Source organism: Bradyrhizobium guangdongense (assembly GCF_004114975.1).
In the GTDB taxonomy this organism is placed as follows: Bacteria; Pseudomonadota; Alphaproteobacteria; order Rhizobiales; family Xanthobacteraceae; genus Bradyrhizobium; species Bradyrhizobium guangdongense.
The window spans coordinates 2,283,552-2,303,904 of the sequence record NZ_CP030051.1 but is presented as its reverse complement, the minus strand read 5'-3'; the positions used below and the strand labels follow the sequence as shown (position 1 = coordinate 2,303,904).

The following is a 20,353-nucleotide window of genomic DNA, read 5'->3' as shown; positions in this document are numbered from 1 at the left end:
CCGACACCCTGCTGGTCCCGCCGCGCAGCGGGATCAGCGCATGATCGCCATTCGGATAGATCTGACGATGCGTCCCCTGGATTCCGTGACATCGAAGCAACGCGTGGCCTATGGCCTCGCGTTCTTCGTGCTGTTCGTCGCCCTCTGGTCCTGGGCGACCTTTGGCGGCCATGTGTCAAAGACATTTCTCGCCAACCCGCTGACCATGGTGCAGGAGGGTTACGATCTCCTGGTCAAGCAGGGATTCCTGTTCGACATCGGCATGACGATCTGGCGCGTCGTCGGCGGCTTTGCGCTGGCCGCGATCATCGCCGTTCCGCTCGGCGTGCTGATGGGCGCCTACAAGCCGATCGAGGCCTTTCTCGAACCCTTCGTCTCCTTCGCGCGCTATCTGCCCGCCTCCGCCTTTATTCCGCTGTTGATCCTGTGGGCCGGCATCGGCGAGTTGCAGAAGCTGCTGGTCATTTTCATCGGCTCGGTGTTCCAGGTGATCCTGATGGTCGCCGTGACCGTCGGTGCCACGCGGCGCGATCTGGTTGAAGCCGCCTATACGTTAGGTGCCAGCGACCGCGGCATCATCCGCCGCGTGCTGCTGCCCTCCTCCGCACCCGAGATTGCGGAAATCCTGCGCCTGGTGCTCGGCTGGGCCTGGACCTACGTGATCGTCGCCGAGCTGATCGGCTCGTCCTCCGGCATCGGACATATGATCACCGACAGCCAGGCGCTGCTCAATACCGGCCAGATCATCTTCGGCATCATCGTGATCGGACTGATCGGGTTGCTCTCGGACTTCATCTTCAAGGCGTTCAATGCCTGGCTGTTTCCGTGGAGGCTGGCATGACGATCCTCAGGATCGAGCAAGTCTCGCGCACCTTTCCGTCACGTCACGGCAACGCCCCCACGAGGGCGCTGGAGCCGACCGACCTCGCCATCGGCAACAACGACTTCGTCACCATCCTCGGCCCGTCCGGCTGCGGCAAATCCACACTGCTGCGCATCGTCGCCGGTCTCGACCGTCCGACCAGCGGACGCGTCACGCTCGACGGACGCGAGGTCACCGGCCCCGGCGCCGATCGCGGCATGGTGTTCCAGTCCTACACGCTGTTTCCGTGGCTCACCGTGCGCGAGAACATCGCCTTTGGCCTGCGCGAACGCGGCGTGGCCGAGGCGGAGCGCAACAAGGTCGCGGATGGCTTCATCCGCCAGGTCGGACTTGCCGGCTTCGAGGACCACTGGCCGAAACAGCTCTCCGGCGGCATGCAACAGCGTACGGCGATTGCGCGCGCGCTCGCCAATGATCCCAAGATCCTGCTGCTCGATGAGCCCTTCGGTGCGCTGGACAACCAGACCCGCGCCCTGATGCAGGAAATGCTGCTCGGGATCTGGGAGCGCGACCAGAAGACCGTGCTGTTCGTGACCCACGACATCGAGGAAGCAATCTTCCTCGGCAGCCGCGTCATGGTCATGAGCGCCCGCCCGGGCCGCATCAAGGCGGAGATCGCCGTGGACCTGCCGCATCCGCGCTCCTACAAGATCAAGACCACGCCCGAGTTCGTCCAACTGAAGGAACGGCTGGTCGAGGAGATCCGCACTGAGGCGTTGAAGGTTGCCGAACATGCCTGATACTCATCCCCGCGCCAATGGCGAGCGCGTCCTCGCCGATCTCAATGCGCTCCGTGCACTGGGCACTTACAAGTCCGGCGTGCACAAGCCGACCTTCTCGGAGCCGCACAGGCAATCGCTGGACTGGCTGGTGCAGAAGCTGCCCGAGGCCGGCCTCGCCGGTGCGATCGACGGCATCGGCAATATCGTCGGCACCAGCAGCAAGCCCGGACCGAAACTGCTCGTCGGATCGCACCTGGAAAGCCAGAACTATGCCGGCTGGCTCGATGGCCCGCTCGGCGTCGTCTATGCGCTGGAAGCGGCCCGCGTGCTCAACGCCGATCACTCCGTGAAAGGCGCTGTCGAAGTCGCCGCGTGGTGTGACGAGGAAGGTCATTTCGGCAGCTTCCTCGGATCGCGCTCCTATGTCGGACAGGTGACCGAGGCGGAGATCGATGCCGCGCGCGACCGCACCAATGGCCGCGCCATGCGCGACGCGCTCAGCGACATGGGCCTCGCCGGACGTCCGCGCATCACGGTCGAGCCGGGACGGCACGTCGGATATGTCGAGGCGCATATCGAGCAGGGCGACACGCTCGAAAGCGGCAAGCTCGCGATCGGTGTCGTGACCTCCATCGTCGGCATCTGGCAGTACCGCATCACTTTCATCGGCGAGCAGAACCACGCCGGCACCACGCGCATGGCCGTGCGCAAGGATGCGGGTCTCGCGCTGGCAAAGTTCTGCGTGGCGATCGACGAGCGCTTCCCGGCCGCATGCGGACCGCGCACGGTCTGGACCACCGGCCGCATCACGCTCGATCCGGGTGCGCCGAGCATCATTCCGGGTGGCGCGGAAATGCTGTTCCAGATCCGGGACGACAATCCGGCCGTGATCGCGCGGCTGGAGGAGTTGCTGCGAACGATGGCAGCCGAAGCCAGCGCGAAGGGCCCCTGCACCGCAAACGTGGAGAAGATCCGCACCGGCGCGCCGGCCATGATGAATGCCGACATTCAGGATGCCATCGAAGCCGCGAGCAAGGAGCTGGCCGGCGGACGTTTTATCCGCATGCCCAGCGGCGCCGGCCACGACGCGCAGATGCTCGCGACTATCATGCCCGCGGGCATGCTGTTCGTGCCTTCGATCGGGGGCATCAGCCACCACTGGACCGAAAACACTGCGGACGCTGACATCGTCACCGGCGCGCAGATTTTCGTCGATGCGTGCCGGCGGATACTGAATCGCTAGAACGACGTACCGCCGCCGAATCTGAACTCCTGGACGATGTCGTATTTGCCCTTGGTCAGCGGCACGGCATAGTCGAAGCGCAGCGGTCCGAACGGCGAAGCCCAGATCAGGCCGACACCGACCGAGGACCGCACCACGCTGCTGTCGTCATATTGCAATCCGCAGGTCGGGCAAGCCTTGGTATTGACCTCGCCCGTCGCCGCCCACGAGGTCGGCCCCTGGTAGCCCCAGAGCGAGCCGGCATCGGCATAGACGGCGCCCTTCAGGCCGACTTCCTTGGGAAGGAACCAGAACGGCATCTGCAACTCCATCGATGCGCCCCAATATTTCGTGCCGCCGAGCGCATCACCGCTCGAGCCGTAGTTCCAATAGGTGATGTCGCGCGGGCCGATGCCATTCGAGGCGAAGCCGCGGACCAGGTTCGGGCCCATCTGGAAGTGATCCAGCATGCGCAGCTCGTTGTTGCCGAGCTTGCTGAGCACCCCGCCCTGGAGATGGATCACGCTGACGATGTCGGACACCATCGCCGTGTAGTATTTGGTGTCGAGCGCGGTCTTCAGATAGGTAACGTCGCCGCCGACGCCGGCAAAATCCTGCTTGAAGTCGACGAGCAGGCCGTCAGTCGGGTTCTTGGTGTTATCGAGCGTGTTGTAGCTCAGCGTGTAGCCCAGCGCCGAGGTCCAGGTCGCACCGTTCGCAAGTTCCTTTCGGACAGGAAGACTGGATTCGCCGTCGCCGTAGCAGCCGTAACCGTAGACGCCCGAACTGGTGGAGTTCGTGGGATCCACCCCGCCAAGGACGTTCTGGATGTAGGCCGGCGTCGGGTTGAAGGCCAACGACGTGTTGGCTGCGTTGTTGTTGCAATTGTTGTAGGGGCTGGCGAGCGTGATCCTCTGCTGATACAGCGAGTAGCGCAGTTGGAGCGACAGGTCCTCCCGCAAGGCGAAGCCCAGCCGCGGCGAGAAGCCCAGCGTCGTCACGCCGTAGCTCGTATAGCTGTTCGATTTCTGATCCTTCCAATAAGTATCGAACCCGAGCGCGATCCGATGGTCGAGCAGATAGGGCTCGACGAAGGAGAGCGATACGCCGCGCGAATACTGGCCGTAACTGACCGACGCCTTGGCATAGAGCCCCTTACCGAGCAGGTTACGCTCGGAGACCGAGACTTCCGCAAGCGCACCGTCGCTGGTGGAATAGCCACCCGAGATCGAGAAGTCGCCGGTCGACTTCTCTTCCATGTCGACGATCAGGATGACACGGTCGCTGGACGAGCCGGGTTCCGTGACGATCTTGACGCTCTTGAAGTAGTCCAGGTTCTTCAGCCGGCGCTCGGCGCGGTCGACCAGCGCGCGGTTGTAGGCATCGCCCTCGGAGAGGTCGAACTCGCGGCGGATCACGTAGTCGCGGGTGCGGGTGTTGCCGCGCAGATTGATACGCTCGATATAGGTGCGAGGGCCCTCGTCGACGTTGAACACGACGGAAACGGTACGCGCCTCGAAATTGCGGTCGCCGCCCGGCCGCACCACGGCGAAAGCATAGCCACGGCGCGAGGCTTCGATCTGCATTTCCTCGGTCGACTTCTCGACCGCTTCGACGTTGTAGAGCGAGCCGACGGTGACGCGTGACATGCTACGCAGCGAGCCCGCGTCGAAATTGGGGATGCTGGAGCGAAAATCGACCGAGCCGACGCGGTATTGCTGGCCTTCCTCGATCTTGAAGGTGACGAGAAAGCCCTTCTTGTCCGCATCGTATTCGGTGAGTGCGGCCACGACCTGGGCATCGGCGAAACCGTTCTTCAGGTAGAAGCGGCGGATCAGGTCGCGATCGGCCTCGACACGGTCGGGATCGTAGATGTCGTTGTTGCCGAGAAAGCTGAGCAGATTGCTCTCGTGCGTCTTGATCACGTCGCGCAGTCGCGCGGCCGAGAAGGCGCTGTTGCCGATGAACTCGACCGACTTGACGCCGGTCTTGGCACCCTCCTCGACCGTGAAGACGAGATCGACGCGGTTATTCGGCTGTTCGATGATTTCGGGGGTGACGTGCACGTCGTAACGCCCCGAGCGGCGGTAGATCTCGGCGATCCGCAGCGTGTCGGACTGCACCATGGCGCGCGAGAAGGTGCCGCGCGGCTTCGACTGGATTTCGGCGGAGAGCTGCTCGTCCTTGATCTTCTTGTTGCCCTCGAACGCAACGCGGCCGATCACGGCGTTTTCCACCACCGACACGACGATATGACCGCCGGCCCTGTTGACCCTCACGTCCTGAAACAGGCCGGTCTCGACCAGCGCCTTGAGGCCGTCGTCGAGGGCGACCTGATCGAACTGGCCGCTGGCGTTGGCGTTGAAGTAGGAGCGAACCGTCTCAGCCTCGACGCGGCGATTGCCCTCGACCACGATGGCGTCCGTGGCTTGCGCCGCCGAGACCGGCTGCGGCAACAGCACCATCGGAAGTGAACCTGCAATCGACACACCACTCACGACCGCCGCAACAAGCCAGGCCCGCAAAAACGACATTCCACACCTCAAGAGCACCTGACCTGCTCTGAAACGGGAGAGCTGTGGCCACGGTGTGGCTTCAGGATTGCTGTACTGTTTCCGGGGATTGAGATTGATTGACGCGCCAGCGCGCATACCCCACAGGCGGGGCGTTTGCGCCAAAAGCCAGCAACATTGGGCAAAACAAGGCTTGTTTACAAGGCCACAAGGCCGATGCGAAAGGCGCGGACGTCGCCAACGCGCATGGGATGCACGCATTGAAGCCAATCGTCTCGACCAGCCTGGCGCTGGTCGCAGTTTTCACCACGACCATGATTTGCAACGCAGACACGGTCCGCAAGCGCGACCGGTCGCAGCCGTCGACAGAGGCCGTCTACGACTACGGTCCGTACGGCCCGAACCGTGCCTATCAATCCGGTCCGCATACGCGCATCTATGTGAGCAAACGCTCCTGGTTGGATGGCGGCACCGAAGTGCTGCCCGGCGACCGGAAGTTCAGCGATTACGCCTACCCGCCTGGCACGTCATTCGCCCGTCAGAACAACAATCGGCCGCTCGACCGGCAGCCACTCAGCCCGGCCTCCGACCTCGGCGGGTTTGAACAAAGGATTCCGCTCGCCTGGTAGCCGGCTCGACCGATTGGCAGTTTCGCCAGTTGAACCAGCCGACACGCCTCGGCATGGAACCAAGATGCTGATTCGTGCCTTGATGACCAAGGAGGATCAACATGGCACGATCAGCATGGAAACGTCCCGGCTCCCCCATTGGCAAGAAGGGACCGCGCAAGGCAAACCCCTCGTACAAGCGCCGTTCGCGTCAACCGTGGTCGACGGCCGACGTCAGGATGTTGCGGCAGCTTGCGAAGGGCAACACGCCCACCGGCGTCATGAGCATCAAGCTTCAGCGCCCGATCGCAGCGATCCGCAGCAAGGCGCATCGCGAGGGCATCTCGCTGAAGCCGGTCAACCGGTCACCCTATAACCGGCGGACGACCCGCCCCCGTGCGGCGAAACAGCGACGCTGACGGAGCAAGCCCGGCCTCCCGCGAGGCCGGGCTCCCACGCGCCGGAACTGCAACGCGAACTATTTCGGTGCATTCGTCCGCGACCTCGAGGCAACAAGATCGAGGCGGTCACCTCTACCGTCAGGGGCAGCTTCTATTCATGAACGATCTCGAATGGCGCGCGTCCTGATTGGTACTTCCGGCTGGCATTATGGCTCCTGGCGTGGGCCCTTCTTCCCCGAAGGCCTGCCGCTGAAGCAGCAACTGCAGTATTACGCCAGCCAATTCGACACCACGGAGCTGAACGGCGTGTTCTACCGCACTCCGACGCCGGAAGCGGTCGAGGCGTGGCGAGAACAGACCGGCGGCGATTTCGTCTTCGCCTGGAAGGCCTCGAAGTTCATCACGCACTGGAAACGCTTAACCGACCGGTCCCAAAACAGCCTCGAGCTGTTGGAGGATCGCATTTCACTGCTGCGGGACAAGGTGGGGCCGATCCTGTTCCAGCTGCCCCCGCAATTCGAGGCGAATGCCGACCGGCTCGGCTCGTTCTTCAAGCTGCTGTCACGAAAACGCCGCTACAGTTTCGAATTTCGTCATCCGAGCTGGTATCAGCCTCGCATCCTGCGAATGCTGGCCGACGAGAACATCTCGCTCTGCTTGTCGGATCATCACGATGCGCCGGCACCCTGGAAGCGCACGGCGGACTTCGTCTATGTGCGCGGTCACGGTCCGAGCGGGCGCTACCACGGGCACTACACGAAGCCGGCACTCGTACAATGGGCGAAACGCATCAATTCGTGGAAGCGTCAAGGCTGCGACGTCTATGTCTATTTCGACAACGACCAGAAGAGCGCCGCGCCGGCCGACGCGCTGAAGCTGAAGGCGCTGCTTTAAAGCTATGGACCACCGGCAACGGAGCCGGCAATGACCATGGCGAGCTCGGCGAGATCGATCTTGCCGTTGACGACCAGCTCCTCCGCGCCGCCATCATCCACCTTCAGCGCCTGCGGCCGGTTGGCGGCCTGGCGCTTGAGTTCGCCAGCGATGGCTTCCTTGAGTTTCTCTTCCAGCATGGGACGACCTCACGCCGCCATGGCGCGGCAGGACTCGGCGCAGGCGCGGCACATGGCGACACATTCGTCCATGCCACCGACCCGCTCGCAATCCTTCGCGCACTCCGCGCAGATCTCGGCGCATTCCCGGCAGGTGTGCTTGTGGTGCGGCGTGTTGATCAACATGAAATGCGCCGATGTGCGGCACATCTCCGCGCACGCCATCATGAGACGGAAATGCCTGGGCTCGACGTGCTTGCCGCCGGTCTCAAGGCAATGGTTCATGGCCATGCCAAGGCACGTCCGGTAGCAACTCAGGCACAGCTCGATACAGCGGGTCATCTGTTCCGTTTGGGCCATGGTCTCTCCAGCTGTCGCTTTTCCAACCAGTCAAAGCCAGCCGGCGCCCATCGTTCCCGGGCTCAGACCCATCATTTCGGGTTGGGATCTTCAAGTCCGGGCCCCGGCTCATCGCGCAGTTCCCGTGCGAGTCGGACGGCATTTCCGAGTGCCCGCGCCGCATTCAAAACCTGGTGTTGAAACCCGCGATCTTCATCCAGCTCGTGATGCGAGGTGGCGTATTTCTCCATGTAGCCGACATAACCGTCCATCTCGCCGAAGCGTCCCGACGAGACCAGATGCATGTCGGTCAGCCAGTCGGACAGAGCGCGGCGCACGCCTTCCGCACCAGTGCTGTCGCCGTGGACGACCAGACCGAAATGCCGGCCGGCGAGATGGCGCGGATACGGCCAGCCCTTCAGCTCGATCGCCTTCGCTTCGGCAGCTTTCTTGCCGTGGGTCGAGGTCGGATCCGGATTGCCGCCATCGGCACAAACCAGGCGATCCATCATCGCCTTGAGCCCGCCTGGGACGTGATACCAGTTCACCGGGGTCACGATCAGGATGCCGTGCGCCGCCACCCAGAGCGGATAGATCTCGTTCATCCAGTCGCTGGTTTGGCCGAGTGAATAGTTCGGGTAGCAACTGCATGGCCAGTGGCAGAGCGGCATCGCCGTCGAGACGCAGGATTTGCAGGGATGAATTCTCTTGCCGAACTCTGAAGCTAGGCGGGAGAGATCGAGAATGTCGACGGCAAATCCCATCTCGACAAAAACCGGCTCAGCCAGCTTGACCATACGCCACGTCTTCGACATTTCGCCGGGACAGGTGTGCTCGCTGCGGGCGGAGGCGTTGATGATGAGGATGCGCGCGGGCGCGCTGGCGTCATCATGGCGGCGCTGGGCGTCCAGCACCGCCGCGCGGGTCTGCAGCCAATCGATGGACAAGTCGTAGTCCGGATCGGAAAAGCCTGCGCCCGCCTTCCGCGTCAGCGGCGCCTTGCGCGAATTGCTGTAAGCATCCCAGGCGGCGCCGATGATCGCATCGAGCTCGCCCTGAAGCGGCGTGAAAGCGGGATCGACGAACTCCCGTCTGTAACGCCGCTCGAATTCTTCGCGCGACAGTTTGACGGGCGGCATCCCCTTGCGAACGTCGAGTTCCGTCATGCCGGGCCCTCGGTGAGTGGGTGCGATCCCACCAACCCAGGATCGGACGTGCGGTTCCCGAGGTATCAAAAGTAGGAACTCGCACGATCGCGAGGTGCTTGAGAGGCTGCGCAAGGACAAGCGGCCGGTCGTCCGGCTACTCGCGCCAGAACTCGTTCAGTTCCTCCGAGGTCACGAGATCGACCTGGCCGTGGAAGCGCGTTCGGTACATCGTCATGAGCGCATCGTGGCCGACATCCGACGAGCTGCACAGCGCGTCCTCCACAATGACGACCCTGAAGCCGAGATCGACGGCGCTCAGCACCGTCGAGAGGACACAAACGTCCGTCTCCGCGCCCGATATCACCACGGTCCCGATGCCGAGCTCAACCAGCAAACTTGCCAGCGCGGGATTGCTGAACGCCGAGTAAGCCGGCTTGTCGACGATCCGGAGCGGCGGCACGTAACGTGCCAGAGGCGGCACGAGCTCGAGCGCGGACGGCGGGAGATGATCGCGCGTCGCCTGGTGCCAGCGCCGAAAGTAGCTTTGCCACTGGCCCGGCCGGTCCTCGGGGACTTTCGGCGTGATGAAGCGGGTGAAGATCGTTCGCGGCTGATGACGCGAAACGATATCGACGATCGTCGGCAGGACGCGCTCCATCCAGGGAGTTGCCCAAAGACCGCCGGGAGCGAAGATGTTCTGCATATCGATGCACAGATGGACTGCATCCCGGATTTCGGCAACCTGCGACTGGCTGTCCCTCATCGTCCTCCACCGCCGCGACCGGCGACTCTCTGCGCGTTGGCGCGTCCAGCTTAGGAACCCGCGTCACGCCGAGGCGTTCCATCCGGGTGCAGAAGACAGCCGCATCGGCGGCGCCGTCATCGTCCCGATCTCCGCGCCGACTGCGCTTGCGATACGAACTGCCGAGGCTGCCGGGCTGACGCTCATCGGCATCGCACGGGGCAGCGATTTCGAGATTTTCAGCCATCCCGTGGGCATCTGTCGTTGAACTCCGGCAGGGACGAACCGAGTGCGACCACTCTTGGTCCCGCCGATCAGACATGCCGCTCGGGATTTTCCGAACAGAAATTGACCCGCTGCAGGCCTAAATCAAGATATGTTGCGGGATCGAGGTCTTCCGCGGCGCGAGTTCGGCCAAGCGCAAACCCGGCAAAAGACTTGCCGAGCATTGACAGAGGCCGGGTCAGTCCAGCTTGATCCAGACCCCTTTCGTGTTCAGGTACTCGTCGAGTTGCTCGGTGCCGCCCTCCCGGCCATAGCCGCTCATCTTGTAGCCGCCGAAAGGCAATGCAGGGTCGATGGCGTGATACGTGTTCACCCAGACCGAACCCGCGCGCAGACTGCGCGAGACGATATGGGCCTTGCTCACGTCGCGCGTGAAGACACCGGCCGCAAGCCCGTAGGGCGTCGCGTTGGCGCGTTCCACGGCTTCATCGAGCGTATCGAACGGCAGCGCGGAAATGACAGGACCAAAGATTTCGTCGCGAGCGATCTGCATGTTGTCGGAAACGCCTGCGAACACGGTCGGCTGCACGAAATTGCCCTTGGCGAAATTACCCTCTCTCAGTCTCCGGCCTCCGGTCACGACCTTCGCGCCCTCGTTACGTCCGCTGTTCAGGAAACCTTCGACCTTGTCGAGTTGTCGCTCGGAAACGAGAGGTCCGATCTCGGTCGAGGGATCCGCTCCGTCACCGATCTTCAGGGCCGAAGCGAATTTCCCGAGCCGTTCGACCAACTCGTCGTGGATCGACCGTTCGACGAACAGGCGGGAGCCGGCGATGCAAATCTGGCCCGAATTGGCAAACGCCGCCATTGCCGCAATCGGGACGGCCTTGTCGAGGTCGGCATCGGCGCAGACGATGACCGGCGACTTTCCGCCGAGCTCGAGCGACACCCGCTTGAGATTGCCAGCGGACGCACGAATGATGGCTTGTCCGGTTGCAGTAGATCCCGTGAAGACAATCTTGTCGACACCTGAATGCTCGGCAAGAGGCGCGCCCGCCTCCGCCCCGGTCCCGGTCACGACATTGACGACGCCGGGCGGCACTCCCGCCTCGTTCATCAAATCCGCGATCAAGAGCGGCGTCAGCGGCGCTTCTTCGGACGGCTTCAGCACGATCGTGCAGCCGGTCGCGAGCGCCGGCCCGATCTTCCAGACCGACGCAGCCGTGGGCGCGTTCCAGGGGATGATCGCGCCGACGACGCCGACCGGCTCCTTCCGCGTGAACGAGACGATGTCGCCCGGGAGCGAATTGTCGATCGTCTGGCCATGAATCGCGGTGGCCATGCCGGCGTAATATCTGAGCATGCCGAGCACGCGAAGCTTGTTGGCCCGCGTCCTGACGATCGGCATGCCCATGTCCGCCGTGTCGGACTGGCTGATCTCTTCCCAGTACTTCTCGAACAGGTCGGCGATACGCAGGAGCAGAGCCTGTCGCTCGAACGGTTTGAAGCGGCTCCAGGGCCCGGCAAAGGCGCGACGGGCGGCCCTGACGGCGATGTCGATATCGCCGGCATCTCCCCGCGGGACGCGACCGATCACTTCCCCGGTCGCAGGGTTGCGCGTCTCGAAGACTTGCCCCGAGCGGGCCTCGACCCACGCGCCATCGACGAACATCTTGCGCGTTCGGCCGTCCACAGGAAATCGGATGTCGGTCTTTGTCGTCATTGGGTTAGTCTTCCCTGTCTCAACACTTATTCTCTCTAGGCTGCCGGTTTCGTCTTCCGAAGGAGCCGCACCAGGTCGGAAAAATAGGCGTGGCCATGGCCGCTCTCGACACCGCCGCGATGGCGGCGCCCACGCCGTCAGCAATCGCCTTGGATGCCCCGGAGTTTACCCGCCATCGTCCGGCAGTAGGAGATATTCTTTAGCGCGGCGGCCATCCGCAAAGTCGAGTCCCGCAGCGCCGTCGAACAATCGACGATAACGCACCCCTTGCGGAGGCGCGACAAAATGCCTGCCTCGCCGGTGAGGATCGCTTCAACTTGAGGGGCCCGTCACGCAAAGAATGATGACATCCGAGGCGTCCGCCTGGCTCTGTAGCAAGCGCGCCTACGATCAATACGTCGCGTTGGTAGAGGCTAAGTTCGCCGCGATGCCGATCGGCGCGGAGGAGGACCGGCGTGCGTTAGGAGCAGAATAGGTTGGATTCCAGGTGAAGGCGTTCACCGGTCGCCCAGGCCTCAATGGTTTGATCGCTGCGGGCTTTCTGCGCTACGATCCGATCGTCTACGAGGATTTTCTACCCGTCAGCGCGGCAGGAATCTTCCAGTCGAAGCTCGGCACCGAACAGCAGCGGAACTACGCCGCACGTTCCAATCGGGCTATGTTCGAAACCGCGCTCGGCGCCGAGGTCCGCGATGAGATGAAGCTTTACGCGCAGGCAGAAAGGGTCTTTCTGGTCCAGCTCGAGTTGCCGCACCTCGCACGGCAAGCCATGGCCTGATCGAACCGCACTTTAACCGTCTAAGAGAAAACCCCCATGACGACCACAACCGCAACCCGCACCATCAACTCCCTGGCGGGCGAGGCAGACACGCTCCTAGGCTCACTCGGCGTCAAGCGCAGCCGGTACACCGGTGGCAAGCTGATTGCACGATCGCCGATCACCGGCGAGATCACGGGCCATGTGAACGAGATCGGCGCCGCCGACGCGCAGGCGGCAATCGACAGGGCGCATGCGGCCTTCCTCGAATGGCGGCTCGTGCCTGCCCCGAAGCGCGGCGAGCTCGTCCGCCTTCTTGGCGAGGAGTTGCGCGCCAGCAAGCAGGCGCTCGGCAGGCTTGTATCGATCGAAGCCGGCAAGATCGCGTCCGAGGGCCTGGGCGAGGTCCAGGAGATGATCGATATCTGCGACTTCGCGGTAGGCCTGTCGCGCCAGCTCTATGGCTTGACCATCGCAACCGAGCGCAGCGAGCACCGGATGATGGAAAGCTGGCATCCGCTCGGCGTCACAGGGATCATCTCGGCGTTCAACTTCCCCGTCGCGGTATGGTCATGGAACGCGGCGCTGGCGCTGATTTGTGGCAACAGCATCGTCTGGAAGCCGTCCGAGAAGACGCCGCTGACGGCGCTTGCGACGGAGGCGTTGCTCAATCGCGCATTGGAGCGATTCAAAGCGGAGGGCGGCAAGGCACCGGACGCGCTGTCCGCCGTTCTGTTTGGTGGTCGCGACATCGGTGAGATCCTGGTCGATCACGCCAAGGTGCCGCTGGTCTCGGCGACCGGTTCGACGGCAATGGGGCGTATCGTCGCACCGCGCCTCGCCAAACGCTTTGCGCGCGCGATCCTCGAGCTGGGGGGCAACAACGCCGCAATCGTCACGCCGACAGCCGACCTCGACCTGACGCTGCGCGGGGTCGCGTTTGCCGCCATGGGAACGGCAGGCCAGCGCTGCACGACGCTGCGCCGCCTCTTCCTCCACGAAAGCATTTATGACACGTTCTTGCCGCGCCTAAAACGCGCCTACGAGTCCGTAACCATCGGCGACCCGCTCAAGGACGGCACCCTGGTCGGTCCACTCATCGACGCGGCAGCCTTCGCCTCGATGCAGAAGGCGCTGAGCGAGGCGCGCGCCGCAGGGGGCAAGGTATTCGGCGGCGAGCGCGTTCTCTCCGACGGCGCCGATGAGGCGTATTATGTTCGCCCGGCGCTGGTCGAGATCTCAGAACAGACTGGCCCTGTCGTGCACGAAACCTTCGCGCCCATTCTCTACGTGATCAAATACCGGGATTTCAATGCGGTGCTCGAATTGCACAACGCAGTGTCGCAGGGCCTCTCGTCCTCGATCTTCACCAACGACCTGCGCGAAGCCGAAGCCTTCTTGTCAGTACGTGGATCGGATTGCGGGATTGCCAACGTCAATATCGGCCCATCTGGCGCCGAAATCGGCGGCGCCTTCGGGGGTGAGAAGGAAACCGGTGGTGGACGCGAGTCGGGCTCGGATGCCTGGAAGGCCTACATGCGCCGCGCGACCAATACCGTCAATTTCGGCCGCACATTGCCGCTCGCCCAGGGCGTCAAGTTCGACGTAGCCTAGAGATGCGTGCCAGCGCATCGCAAGCGCAACTGCGCAACTCTCGTGAACGCGAAACAGTCAAGTTAGCGTGGACGGCAACGTCCCCCCGAGCAACAGATCTCTCGGGCGTCGTTTTGCTCGCTAAAGCGTGCTAATCTGCGACGGTCACCCAATCCGCCTGCACCGCGCGACCTCCGCGCTGTATCTCACGCTGCGAATGTACAGGGAGAGACAGAGCTAAGGCAGGTGTGTGACATAGTCCCGACCACAGCAGGGATCGGTCAACCGAAGTTTCCAATCAAAAGGGCCGTTCTGAAGTACAAACCTTCCAAGCAATTGATGTGCTTGGTGGGCGCACCAGGGCTCGAACCTGGGACCCGCTGATTAAGAGTCAGCTGCTCTACCAACTGAGCTATGCGCCCGAAAGGCGGTGAATGCCTTGCGAGGCCGGTCGTTTAGCAAAGCGATCCGGGTCTGGCAAGCGATGTAGCGCATGTTTTCCAAGGTTCTTCCACAGCCCCGGAAAAGCGAAAAGCCGCTGGATTCCAGCGGCTTCTCAGAGGTTAATACCCGGAAAATCCCGGTCGGCTCAAAGCCGCCCTTCCCGATCAGGGCCGTCATCGCGGTCGCCGCCGCGGAAGTGGTCCATGCCATGGCCCATCATGCGGTCCATGCCGCGTTCCATGAAGTGCCGGCGCGGGCCGTCCTCGCCGCCGCCGAACGGGCCGCGGTGGTGGGTCAGCACGGCGAGACGGCGCTTCTGGCCGTCATCAAGGGTCTTGTAGAGCGGATCGGCGGCGTCCGCGATCTTCTTCAGCGCTGCTGAGCTCGCGCCCATGTCGTCGGCACGCTCGCGCAGACGGGCGATTGGATCGTCCTGCCTGTCGGCGTCGGCAGGGCCGGCGTTCATCCGCGCATTGGCGCGGTCGATGCGCAGCTTGGCGAAGTCGCGCACGGCGGCCTCGACCGGCGGCCACAGCTTCTCCTGGTCGGCGTTGAGCTTCAGCCCGGCATGGACGGCGGCGATCCGCGCGTCGACGAAGGCGGCACGGTCTTCAGGGTTCATCCGCATGTGGTGGAAGTGCTCCATCCACGGACGATGGTATTGGGCGTAGACCGCGCCCGAGCCGGCGATGCTGAGCACGGCGATGGCGGCGATGGTGAACTTCCTCATAAGAACCTCCTCTGGAAGGACGTCCGTGAAGATGAGCGCCGGCAGGCTGAGGTGCAACTTACAACTTGGACAGACAGGGGGATCTTACGAAGATGTAACGCCCGATTTTACCTCCAGCCGCAACCGGAAATCATTCGCAACAAAAGGGCTTCCGTGCATCCCGCACGGAAGCCTTCATTCATCAACGGTAAAGCTCGGTCCGTTGTGCTAGTTCGTCGTGCTCTTGGCCACTTTCTGAAATTCGTCGATCAGCGGCTGGCCGACGCGGCCTGCGGCATCCTTGTAGACCGGCTCCATCGCCTTGCGCATCGCCTCGTCCTGCTCGGCGGTGAGCTTGATGATCTCGCTCTTGCCGCTCTTCTTGATCTCGGCGAGCGCGTCGTCATTCTCCTTCTGCGACTGTGCATTGTTGAAATCGGTCGCTTCCTTCATCGCCTTCGACAGCTCGTCGCGGATGTCCGCCGGCAGATCGTCCCAGAACTTCTTGTTCACGATCACGACGTAGCCGATGTAACCGTGGTTGGTCTCGGTGATGTACTTCTGCACCTCGTGCATCTTCTGGGTATAGATGTTCGACCAGGTGTTCTCCTGGCCGTCGACGACACCGGTCTGCAGCGCCTGGTAGACCTCCGAGAACGCCATCACCTGCGGCAGCGAGCCGAGCGCCTTGAACTGGGCCTGCAGCACGCGCGAGGACTGGATACGGAATTTGACTCCCTGATAATCCGCTGGCGCGATCAGCTTCTTGTTGGCGCTCATCTGCTTGAAGCCGTTGTCCCAATAGGCGAGCCCGGTGATGCCCTTCGGCTCGAGCAGCTTGAGCAATTTGGCCCCGAGCGGGCCCTCCGTCACCTTCCGCAGCGTCTTCAGATCAGGGAGGATGTAGGGCAGATCGAACACCTCGAATTCGCGGATGCCGAGCGGTCCGAACTTGGAGTTGGACGGCGCCAGCATCTGCACGCTGCCGAGCTGCAGCGCCTCGAGTTCTTCCTTGTCCTTGTACAGCGTCGAGTTCGGATAGACCTCGACCTTGACCTTGCCGTTCGTGTACTTCTCGGCGAGCTCCTTGAACTTCTCGGACGCCTTTCCCTTCGGCGTGTCGGTCGCGACGACATGGCTGAACTTGATGATGATCGGGTCGGCGCTGGCGGGGCCGGCAAGCCCGAGTGCCAGAGCCGCGACGGACGCCGCGATCGCGAAGGTGCGCATGATGTCTCCCTTTTTATTCTTTTGGGCAGCCCAACACGGCCACCTATCCTCTAGCCGGACGCATCAATAGCGGCTCACGCACTGAGCCGCTATTGGCCGTTAGCAGGGCAGCTATTCATGAACGCGAGCGCCCGCTGCGCTCCCTCTCCCGCTCTCGTCCGCCGAAGTCTTGGCGAAGGTGGATGCGGGAGGGGGCGAAGCAACCAGCGTCAGCTCGCCGCCGCAGTCGTCACGGTGTCGCGCTGACGCTTCATGACGATCTTGTTGAGCGCGCCGAGATAGGCCTTTGCCGAGGCGACCAGCGTATCAGGATCCGCCGCGCGGGCCGTCATCGAACGTCCGTCCTGCGACAGCCGCACCGAGACCTCCGCTTGCGCATCGGTGCCTTCGGTGACCGCGTGAACCTGGTACAGCTCGAGCTTGGCATCGTGCGGGACGAGGCGCTTGATGCAGTTGAACACCGCGTCCACTGGACCGTTGCCCTCGGCTTCCTCGATCTTGATCTGGCCGTCGACGTCGAGCTTCATGGTCGCGCGCTGCGGGCCATGGGTGCCGGCGATCACGGTGAGCGAGGTCAGCTTGATGCGGTCGTGCGAGGCCGCCATCTCCTCGTCGACCAGCGCCTCGATGTCCTCGTCATAGATATCCTTCTTGCGGTCGGCGAGCGCCTTCATCCGCGTGAACGCATCTTCCAGCTGGTTCGGACCGAGCTTGTAGCCCATCTCCTCCAGCTTGTGCACGAAGGCATGGCGGCCGGAGTGCTTGCCGAGCACCAGCGAGGACTGCTTCAGGCCGACCATCTCGGGCCGCATGATCTCGTAGGTGGAGGCGTCCTTCAGCACGCCGTCCTGGTGGATGCCGCTCTCATGGGCGAAGGCGTTACGGCCGACGATGGCCTTGTTGTACTGGACCGGAAACGAGGTCGCGGCCGACACCAGCTTCGAGGCGCGGGTCAGCTGGGTGGTGTCGATCTTGTTCCAGTAGGGGAATTTGTCGTTGCGCACGTTGATCGCCATCACGATCTCCTCGAGCGCAGCGTTGCCGGCACGCTCGCCGATGCCGTTGATGGTGCACTCGACCTGGCGCGCGCCACCGACGACGCCCGCCAGCGAGTTCGCAACGGCCATGCCGAGGTCGTTATGGCAGTGCACGGAGAACACGGCCTTGTCGGAGTTCGGCACGCGCTCGATCAGCGTCTTCATGAAGTGGGTGTATTCCTCCGGCACCGTGTATCCGACCGTATCGGGGATGTTCACCGTGGTCGCGCCGGCCTTGATGACGGCCTCGACGATGCGGCACAGATAATCCATCTCGCTGCGGGTGCCGTCCTCGGCCGACCATTCGACGTCGTCGATCTGGTTGCGGGCACGGGCGACCATGGCGACCGAGGTCTCGATCACCTGCTCCGGCGTCTTGTTCAGCTTCACCCGCATGTGCAGCGGTGAGGTCGCGATCACGGTATGGACGCGGCCGCGCTTGGCGAATTTCACGGCTTCGGCGCAGCGGTCGATGTCGGCGGGATGGGCGCGTGACAGGCCGGCGATGATCGAGTTCTTGGAGCGGCGGGCGATCTCGCTCACCGCCTGGAAGTCGCCTTCGGAGGTGATCGGGAAGCCGGCCTCGATGACGTCGACGCCCATATCGTCCAGCAGCTCGGCGACCTCGAGCTTCTCCTCGAAGGTCATGGTGGCGCCGGGGCACTGCTCGCCGTCGCGCAGCGTGGTGTCGAAAATGATGACGCGGTCCTTATCGGACTTGTTCGCGGGGGCCATTATCAGATTTCCTTTTGAGCTTTCGCGCCGTCAGTTCTAAGGGGCGCTTGAGGTGTCCGGTGATCTCGACCAACCCCTGAGCGCCCAGGCGCGTCGCGCCCAGCCGGCCCTCAGGGGCAAGTAAGAAGAAGGCCGCCAAGAAGGAGGGTGGGCAGCAGCGCGGCCGGGATCGTGGCGGCGGCCCGAGCCACCTCCCCCAAAATCCCATCGATTTGGCCGCGAATCAGCATTGCCAGACCCTTTTAAGCCCCAAATTCTCGGTCAAAACCGTTGACGGTTGGTTGCCGGGAAGGCTCAGTGCGTCGTTTCTAGACGAGAAATGGCAGCAACTGCAACGCCAAAAGATGGTCAGGAAGACTGACCTGGTTGGCGTGCGGGACGCGCGACGAAGCGATCGACCCTGCGGCCGGGTGTTTAACCCTCCGCAATGCAAGGAATCATGGCGCTCCCAGCCGGCTCACGAAGGACCGACGCCGCCTACCCCGCGCGACGCGAACGCGCTCTGCTCTCCCAGCGATCCAGCATCTGGCCGAGTTCACCGGGCGCTGGGGATGGCGTCTCATTGGTGTTGGCGGGGACCGTGGGGCTGAGCCAGTCCGGCTGCGTGTAGCCGCTCGAGCGGCGCGCTGCGGCACGCCGTCTGCGCGACTTCAGATCGCGCGTGAAATAGCCGGCCGCATAGGCGATCCCGAGCAGCACGATCAATGTGATGATGCCTTGTACCATTTGGCAGCGACCTCTCTCCCAAAGTTTTCTGCGCAGCAATAGGGGCGACGTCAAGGCTTGACAGGGTCCAAAGTGAGGCCCGGTGAACCTCGCCGAATGAGACGCATCGTCTTCTCATGCACAGCCCAACAGCCTGCGCAAATGTCGCGACATCGTCGGTGACTATCAGTCAGCTGGCGCAGAGCGAATTTGGCAACATCAAGGAGATCGCGCGGAGAGGCTGCAAGTCTAGCGCTCGCAACCAGCCGCAGACCGGGCTAACCTTTGCTCCGCTCGGCCGGATCAACCGGCCAGCCTGATATGACCTTGGGAGGACGCGAATGACACGCCAACAGCAGCGTGAGCAGGATGTTGCGCTTTCACGACGGACACTGGTGCAAGGGCTTGCGCTCGGTGCCGCGAGCGCGGTGGCCGGAACGAGCACAGCGCTGGCCCAGAACGGACCTGCCGCCCCGCCGACCACGATCACGACCCCGCCGCGCGACTTCGGCCCTCATGGCGCGCCGACCACCTATTTCTGGGACCCCGACGTCATCGCGGCCGATCCGTCCTTCAACAATCTGGCGCAGCCCAACACGGCGATCAAGCGGCTCTACACCGGCGTGCTCTGGGCCGAAGGCCCGGCCTGGAGCGCGCAAGGACGCTATCTCTTGTGGAGCGACATTCCCAACAACCGGCAGATGCGCTGGAGCGAAGATGACGGCCATGTCAGCGTGTTCCGCACGCCATCGAACTACAGCAACGGCAACTCGTTCGACTTCCAGGGCCGCCAGCTCTCCTGCGAGCATCTGACGCGGCGGGTGACACGCTACGAGAACGACGGCACCGCCACGATCCTCTGTGACAATTATAACGGCAAGAAGCTGAACTCGCCGAACGACGTCGTCGCGCATCCTGACGGCAGCTACTGGTTCACCGATCCCCCCTATGGCGGCCAGCTTTACGAGGGCGAGCCCGATGCGGGCGGCAAGCTCAATCCAAGGATCGGGCAGCCGGCCGACTTCATGCCGAAGAAGCGCGAACTGCCGACCAATTGCTATCGCATCGACGCTAGCGGCCGCGTCGATCTCGTCGTCAGCGAGGACCAGGTGCCCGACCCGAACGGCCTGTGCTTCTCGCCCGACTACAAGAAGCTCTACGTCGTCTCGACCGGCAAGGGACCGGGCGACACCGGCCCCGGCGGCAAGGGCGAGATCTTCGTGTTCGACGTCGGCGAAGACAACAAGCTCTCCAACATGAAGCTGTTCTCCGATTGCGTGATCGACGGCATCAAGTGCGGACCCGACGGCGTACGTTGCGACGTCAACGGCAATGTCTGGGCTTCGAGCAATGCCGGCCGCGCGGTCGGCTATAACGGCGCGACGGTGTGGTCGCCTGAGGGCAAACTGCTCGGTCGCATTCGCCTGCCGGAAGTCTGCGGCAACATCACCTTCGGGGGCCCGAAGCGCAACCGCCTGTTCATGGCGGCGAGCCAGTCGCTCTACGCGGTGTATACGGCGACGCAAGGTGCAGGGCCGGGCTGAGCAGGCCGGGATTGAATTGCA

Annotated in this window: 20 protein-coding genes, 1 tRNA gene and 1 pseudogene; 10 read left to right on the top strand and 12 right to left on the bottom strand. The window is 63.2% G+C overall.

Annotated elements, in window-relative coordinates; genetic code table 11:
* Nucleotides 1–67 precede the first annotated feature (67 nt).
* The 3 genes from X265_RS10995 to X265_RS10985 are packed head-to-tail and all read left to right on the top strand — an operon-like array spanning nucleotide 68 to nucleotide 2,848.
* The gene (locus tag X265_RS10995) at nucleotides 68–841 is read left to right on the top strand and encodes an ABC transporter permease (protein WP_128969210.1); all 774 of its coding nucleotides are present in this window, start codon (nucleotides 68–70) and stop codon (nucleotides 839–841) included.
* Nucleotides 838–1,623 carry an ABC transporter ATP-binding protein gene (locus X265_RS10990; RefSeq protein ID WP_164938514.1) on the top strand — a complete coding sequence of 262 codons (786 nt, stop codon included), beginning with the start codon at nucleotides 838–840 and terminating at the stop codon, nucleotides 1,621–1,623. Before X265_RS10995 ends, X265_RS10990 begins: the two co-directional genes overlap by 4 nt.
* Entirely contained in the window at nucleotides 1,616–2,848 is a 1,233-nt protein-coding gene (locus X265_RS10985) for a Zn-dependent hydrolase (protein WP_128964841.1), read from the top strand. Before X265_RS10990 ends, X265_RS10985 begins: the two co-directional genes overlap by 8 nt.
* Here the strand turns inward: X265_RS10985 and bamA are convergent.
* Entirely contained in the window at nucleotides 2,845–5,292 is a 2,448-nt protein-coding gene (gene bamA / locus X265_RS10980) for an outer membrane protein assembly factor BamA (protein ID WP_373291571.1), read from the bottom strand. The two genes, X265_RS10985 and bamA, sit on opposite strands and share 4 nt — an antisense overlap.
* A gap of 362 nt (nucleotides 5,293–5,654) precedes the next feature.
* On the opposite strand from bamA, the gene X265_RS10975 reads away from it, so the two are divergent.
* The 3 genes from X265_RS10975 (at nucleotide 5,655) to X265_RS10965 (ending at nucleotide 7,243) form a co-directional block, all read left to right on the top strand.
* On the top strand, nucleotides 5,655–5,969 hold the full coding sequence (locus X265_RS10975) for a hypothetical protein (RefSeq protein WP_244659265.1): 315 nt from the start codon (nucleotides 5,655–5,657) through the stop codon (nucleotides 5,967–5,969).
* Nucleotides 5,970–6,070: 101 nt separating this feature from the next.
* Complete coding sequence (locus tag X265_RS10970; protein WP_128964839.1) at nucleotides 6,071–6,367, top strand: hypothetical protein; 297 nt, start codon at nucleotides 6,071–6,073, stop codon at nucleotides 6,365–6,367.
* A gap of 153 nt (nucleotides 6,368–6,520) precedes the next feature.
* Complete coding sequence (locus X265_RS10965) at nucleotides 6,521–7,243, top strand: DUF72 domain-containing protein (protein ID WP_128964838.1); 723 nt, start codon at nucleotides 6,521–6,523, stop codon at nucleotides 7,241–7,243.
* A gap of 2 nt (nucleotides 7,244–7,245) precedes the next feature.
* Here the strand turns inward: X265_RS10965 and X265_RS40390 are convergent, their stop codons facing one another.
* From X265_RS40390 to X265_RS10950, 4 genes are all read right to left on the bottom strand, one after another.
* Nucleotides 7,246–7,422 (bottom strand): hypothetical protein, encoded by a 177-nt coding sequence (locus X265_RS40390; RefSeq protein ID WP_164938513.1) that lies wholly within the window; start codon nucleotides 7,420–7,422, stop codon nucleotides 7,246–7,248.
* 9 nt (nucleotides 7,423–7,431) lie between these two features.
* Nucleotides 7,432–7,761 carry a four-helix bundle copper-binding protein gene (locus X265_RS10960; protein ID WP_128964837.1) on the bottom strand — a complete coding sequence of 110 codons (330 nt, stop codon included), beginning with the start codon at nucleotides 7,759–7,761 and terminating at the stop codon, nucleotides 7,432–7,434.
* A 71-nt stretch (nucleotides 7,762–7,832) separates the two neighbouring features.
* On the bottom strand, nucleotides 7,833–8,906 hold the full coding sequence (locus X265_RS10955; protein ID WP_128964836.1) for a flavodoxin family protein: 1,074 nt from the start codon (nucleotides 8,904–8,906) through the stop codon (nucleotides 7,833–7,835).
* Between the two features lie 136 nt (nucleotides 8,907–9,042).
* Nucleotides 9,043–9,651 (bottom strand): cysteine hydrolase family protein, encoded by a 609-nt coding sequence (locus X265_RS10950; RefSeq protein WP_128964835.1) that lies wholly within the window; start codon nucleotides 9,649–9,651, stop codon nucleotides 9,043–9,045.
* On the opposite strand from X265_RS10950, the gene X265_RS42230 reads away from it, so the two are divergent.
* Nucleotides 9,581–9,898 carry a formate dehydrogenase accessory sulfurtransferase FdhD gene (locus X265_RS42230; protein WP_430648583.1) on the top strand — a complete coding sequence of 106 codons (318 nt, stop codon included), beginning with the start codon at nucleotides 9,581–9,583 and terminating at the stop codon, nucleotides 9,896–9,898. The genes X265_RS10950 and X265_RS42230 overlap by 71 nt on opposite strands.
* A 195-nt stretch (nucleotides 9,899–10,093) precedes the next feature.
* On the opposite strand, the gene X265_RS10940 is transcribed toward X265_RS42230, so the two are convergent.
* Together X265_RS10940 and X265_RS42225 are read right to left on the bottom strand one after the other, a co-directional pair.
* Nucleotides 10,094–11,578, bottom strand: a complete 1,485-nt coding sequence (locus X265_RS10940) for an aldehyde dehydrogenase family protein (protein ID WP_128964834.1) — start codon at nucleotides 11,576–11,578, stop codon at nucleotides 10,094–10,096.
* Nucleotides 11,579–11,715: 137 nt separating this feature from the next.
* The gene (locus X265_RS42225) at nucleotides 11,716–11,862 is read right to left on the bottom strand and encodes a hypothetical protein (protein ID WP_373291518.1); all 147 of its coding nucleotides are present in this window, start codon (nucleotides 11,860–11,862) and stop codon (nucleotides 11,716–11,718) included.
* A 239-nt stretch (nucleotides 11,863–12,101) separates the two neighbouring features.
* Between X265_RS42225 and X265_RS10930 the strand changes: the two are divergent.
* Together X265_RS10930 and amaB are read left to right on the top strand one after the other, a co-directional pair.
* Nucleotides 12,102–12,356: pseudogene (locus X265_RS10930) on the top strand (2-oxoadipate dioxygenase/decarboxylase family protein); the annotation flags it as partial.
* Nucleotides 12,357–12,392: 36 nt separating this feature from the next.
* Nucleotides 12,393–13,949, top strand: coding sequence for an L-piperidine-6-carboxylate dehydrogenase (gene amaB, locus X265_RS10925; protein WP_128964833.1), 1,557 nt, complete (start codon nucleotides 12,393–12,395; stop codon nucleotides 13,947–13,949).
* Nucleotides 13,950–14,274: 325 nt separating this feature from the next.
* Here the strand turns inward: amaB and X265_RS10920 are convergent.
* The 5 genes from X265_RS10920 to X265_RS10900 form a co-directional block, all read right to left on the bottom strand.
* Nucleotides 14,275–14,350: transfer RNA gene (locus tag X265_RS10920), tRNA-Lys, on the bottom strand.
* Nucleotides 14,351–14,517: 167 nt separating this feature from the next.
* Nucleotides 14,518–15,102 carry a Spy/CpxP family protein refolding chaperone gene (locus X265_RS10915; RefSeq protein WP_128964832.1) on the bottom strand — a complete coding sequence of 195 codons (585 nt, stop codon included), beginning with the start codon at nucleotides 15,100–15,102 and terminating at the stop codon, nucleotides 14,518–14,520.
* A gap of 207 nt (nucleotides 15,103–15,309) precedes the next feature.
* Complete coding sequence (locus X265_RS10910) at nucleotides 15,310–16,311, bottom strand: TRAP transporter substrate-binding protein (RefSeq protein ID WP_128964831.1); 1,002 nt, start codon at nucleotides 16,309–16,311, stop codon at nucleotides 15,310–15,312.
* A gap of 209 nt (nucleotides 16,312–16,520) precedes the next feature.
* A complete protein-coding gene (locus tag X265_RS10905; RefSeq protein ID WP_128964830.1) occupies nucleotides 16,521–18,083 on the bottom strand; it encodes a 2-isopropylmalate synthase in 1,563 nt (520 codons plus the stop codon).
* 477 nt (nucleotides 18,084–18,560) lie between these two features.
* Nucleotides 18,561–18,809, bottom strand: coding sequence for a hypothetical protein (locus X265_RS10900; RefSeq protein WP_128964829.1), 249 nt, complete (start codon nucleotides 18,807–18,809; stop codon nucleotides 18,561–18,563).
* A gap of 320 nt (nucleotides 18,810–19,129) precedes the next feature.
* Here X265_RS10900 and X265_RS10895 point away from each other — a divergent pair, with 320 nt between their 5' ends.
* On the top strand, nucleotides 19,130–20,332 hold the full coding sequence (locus tag X265_RS10895) for an SMP-30/gluconolactonase/LRE family protein (RefSeq protein WP_128964828.1): 1,203 nt from the start codon (nucleotides 19,130–19,132) through the stop codon (nucleotides 20,330–20,332).
* The last annotated feature ends 21 nt before the right edge of the window (nucleotides 20,333–20,353 follow it).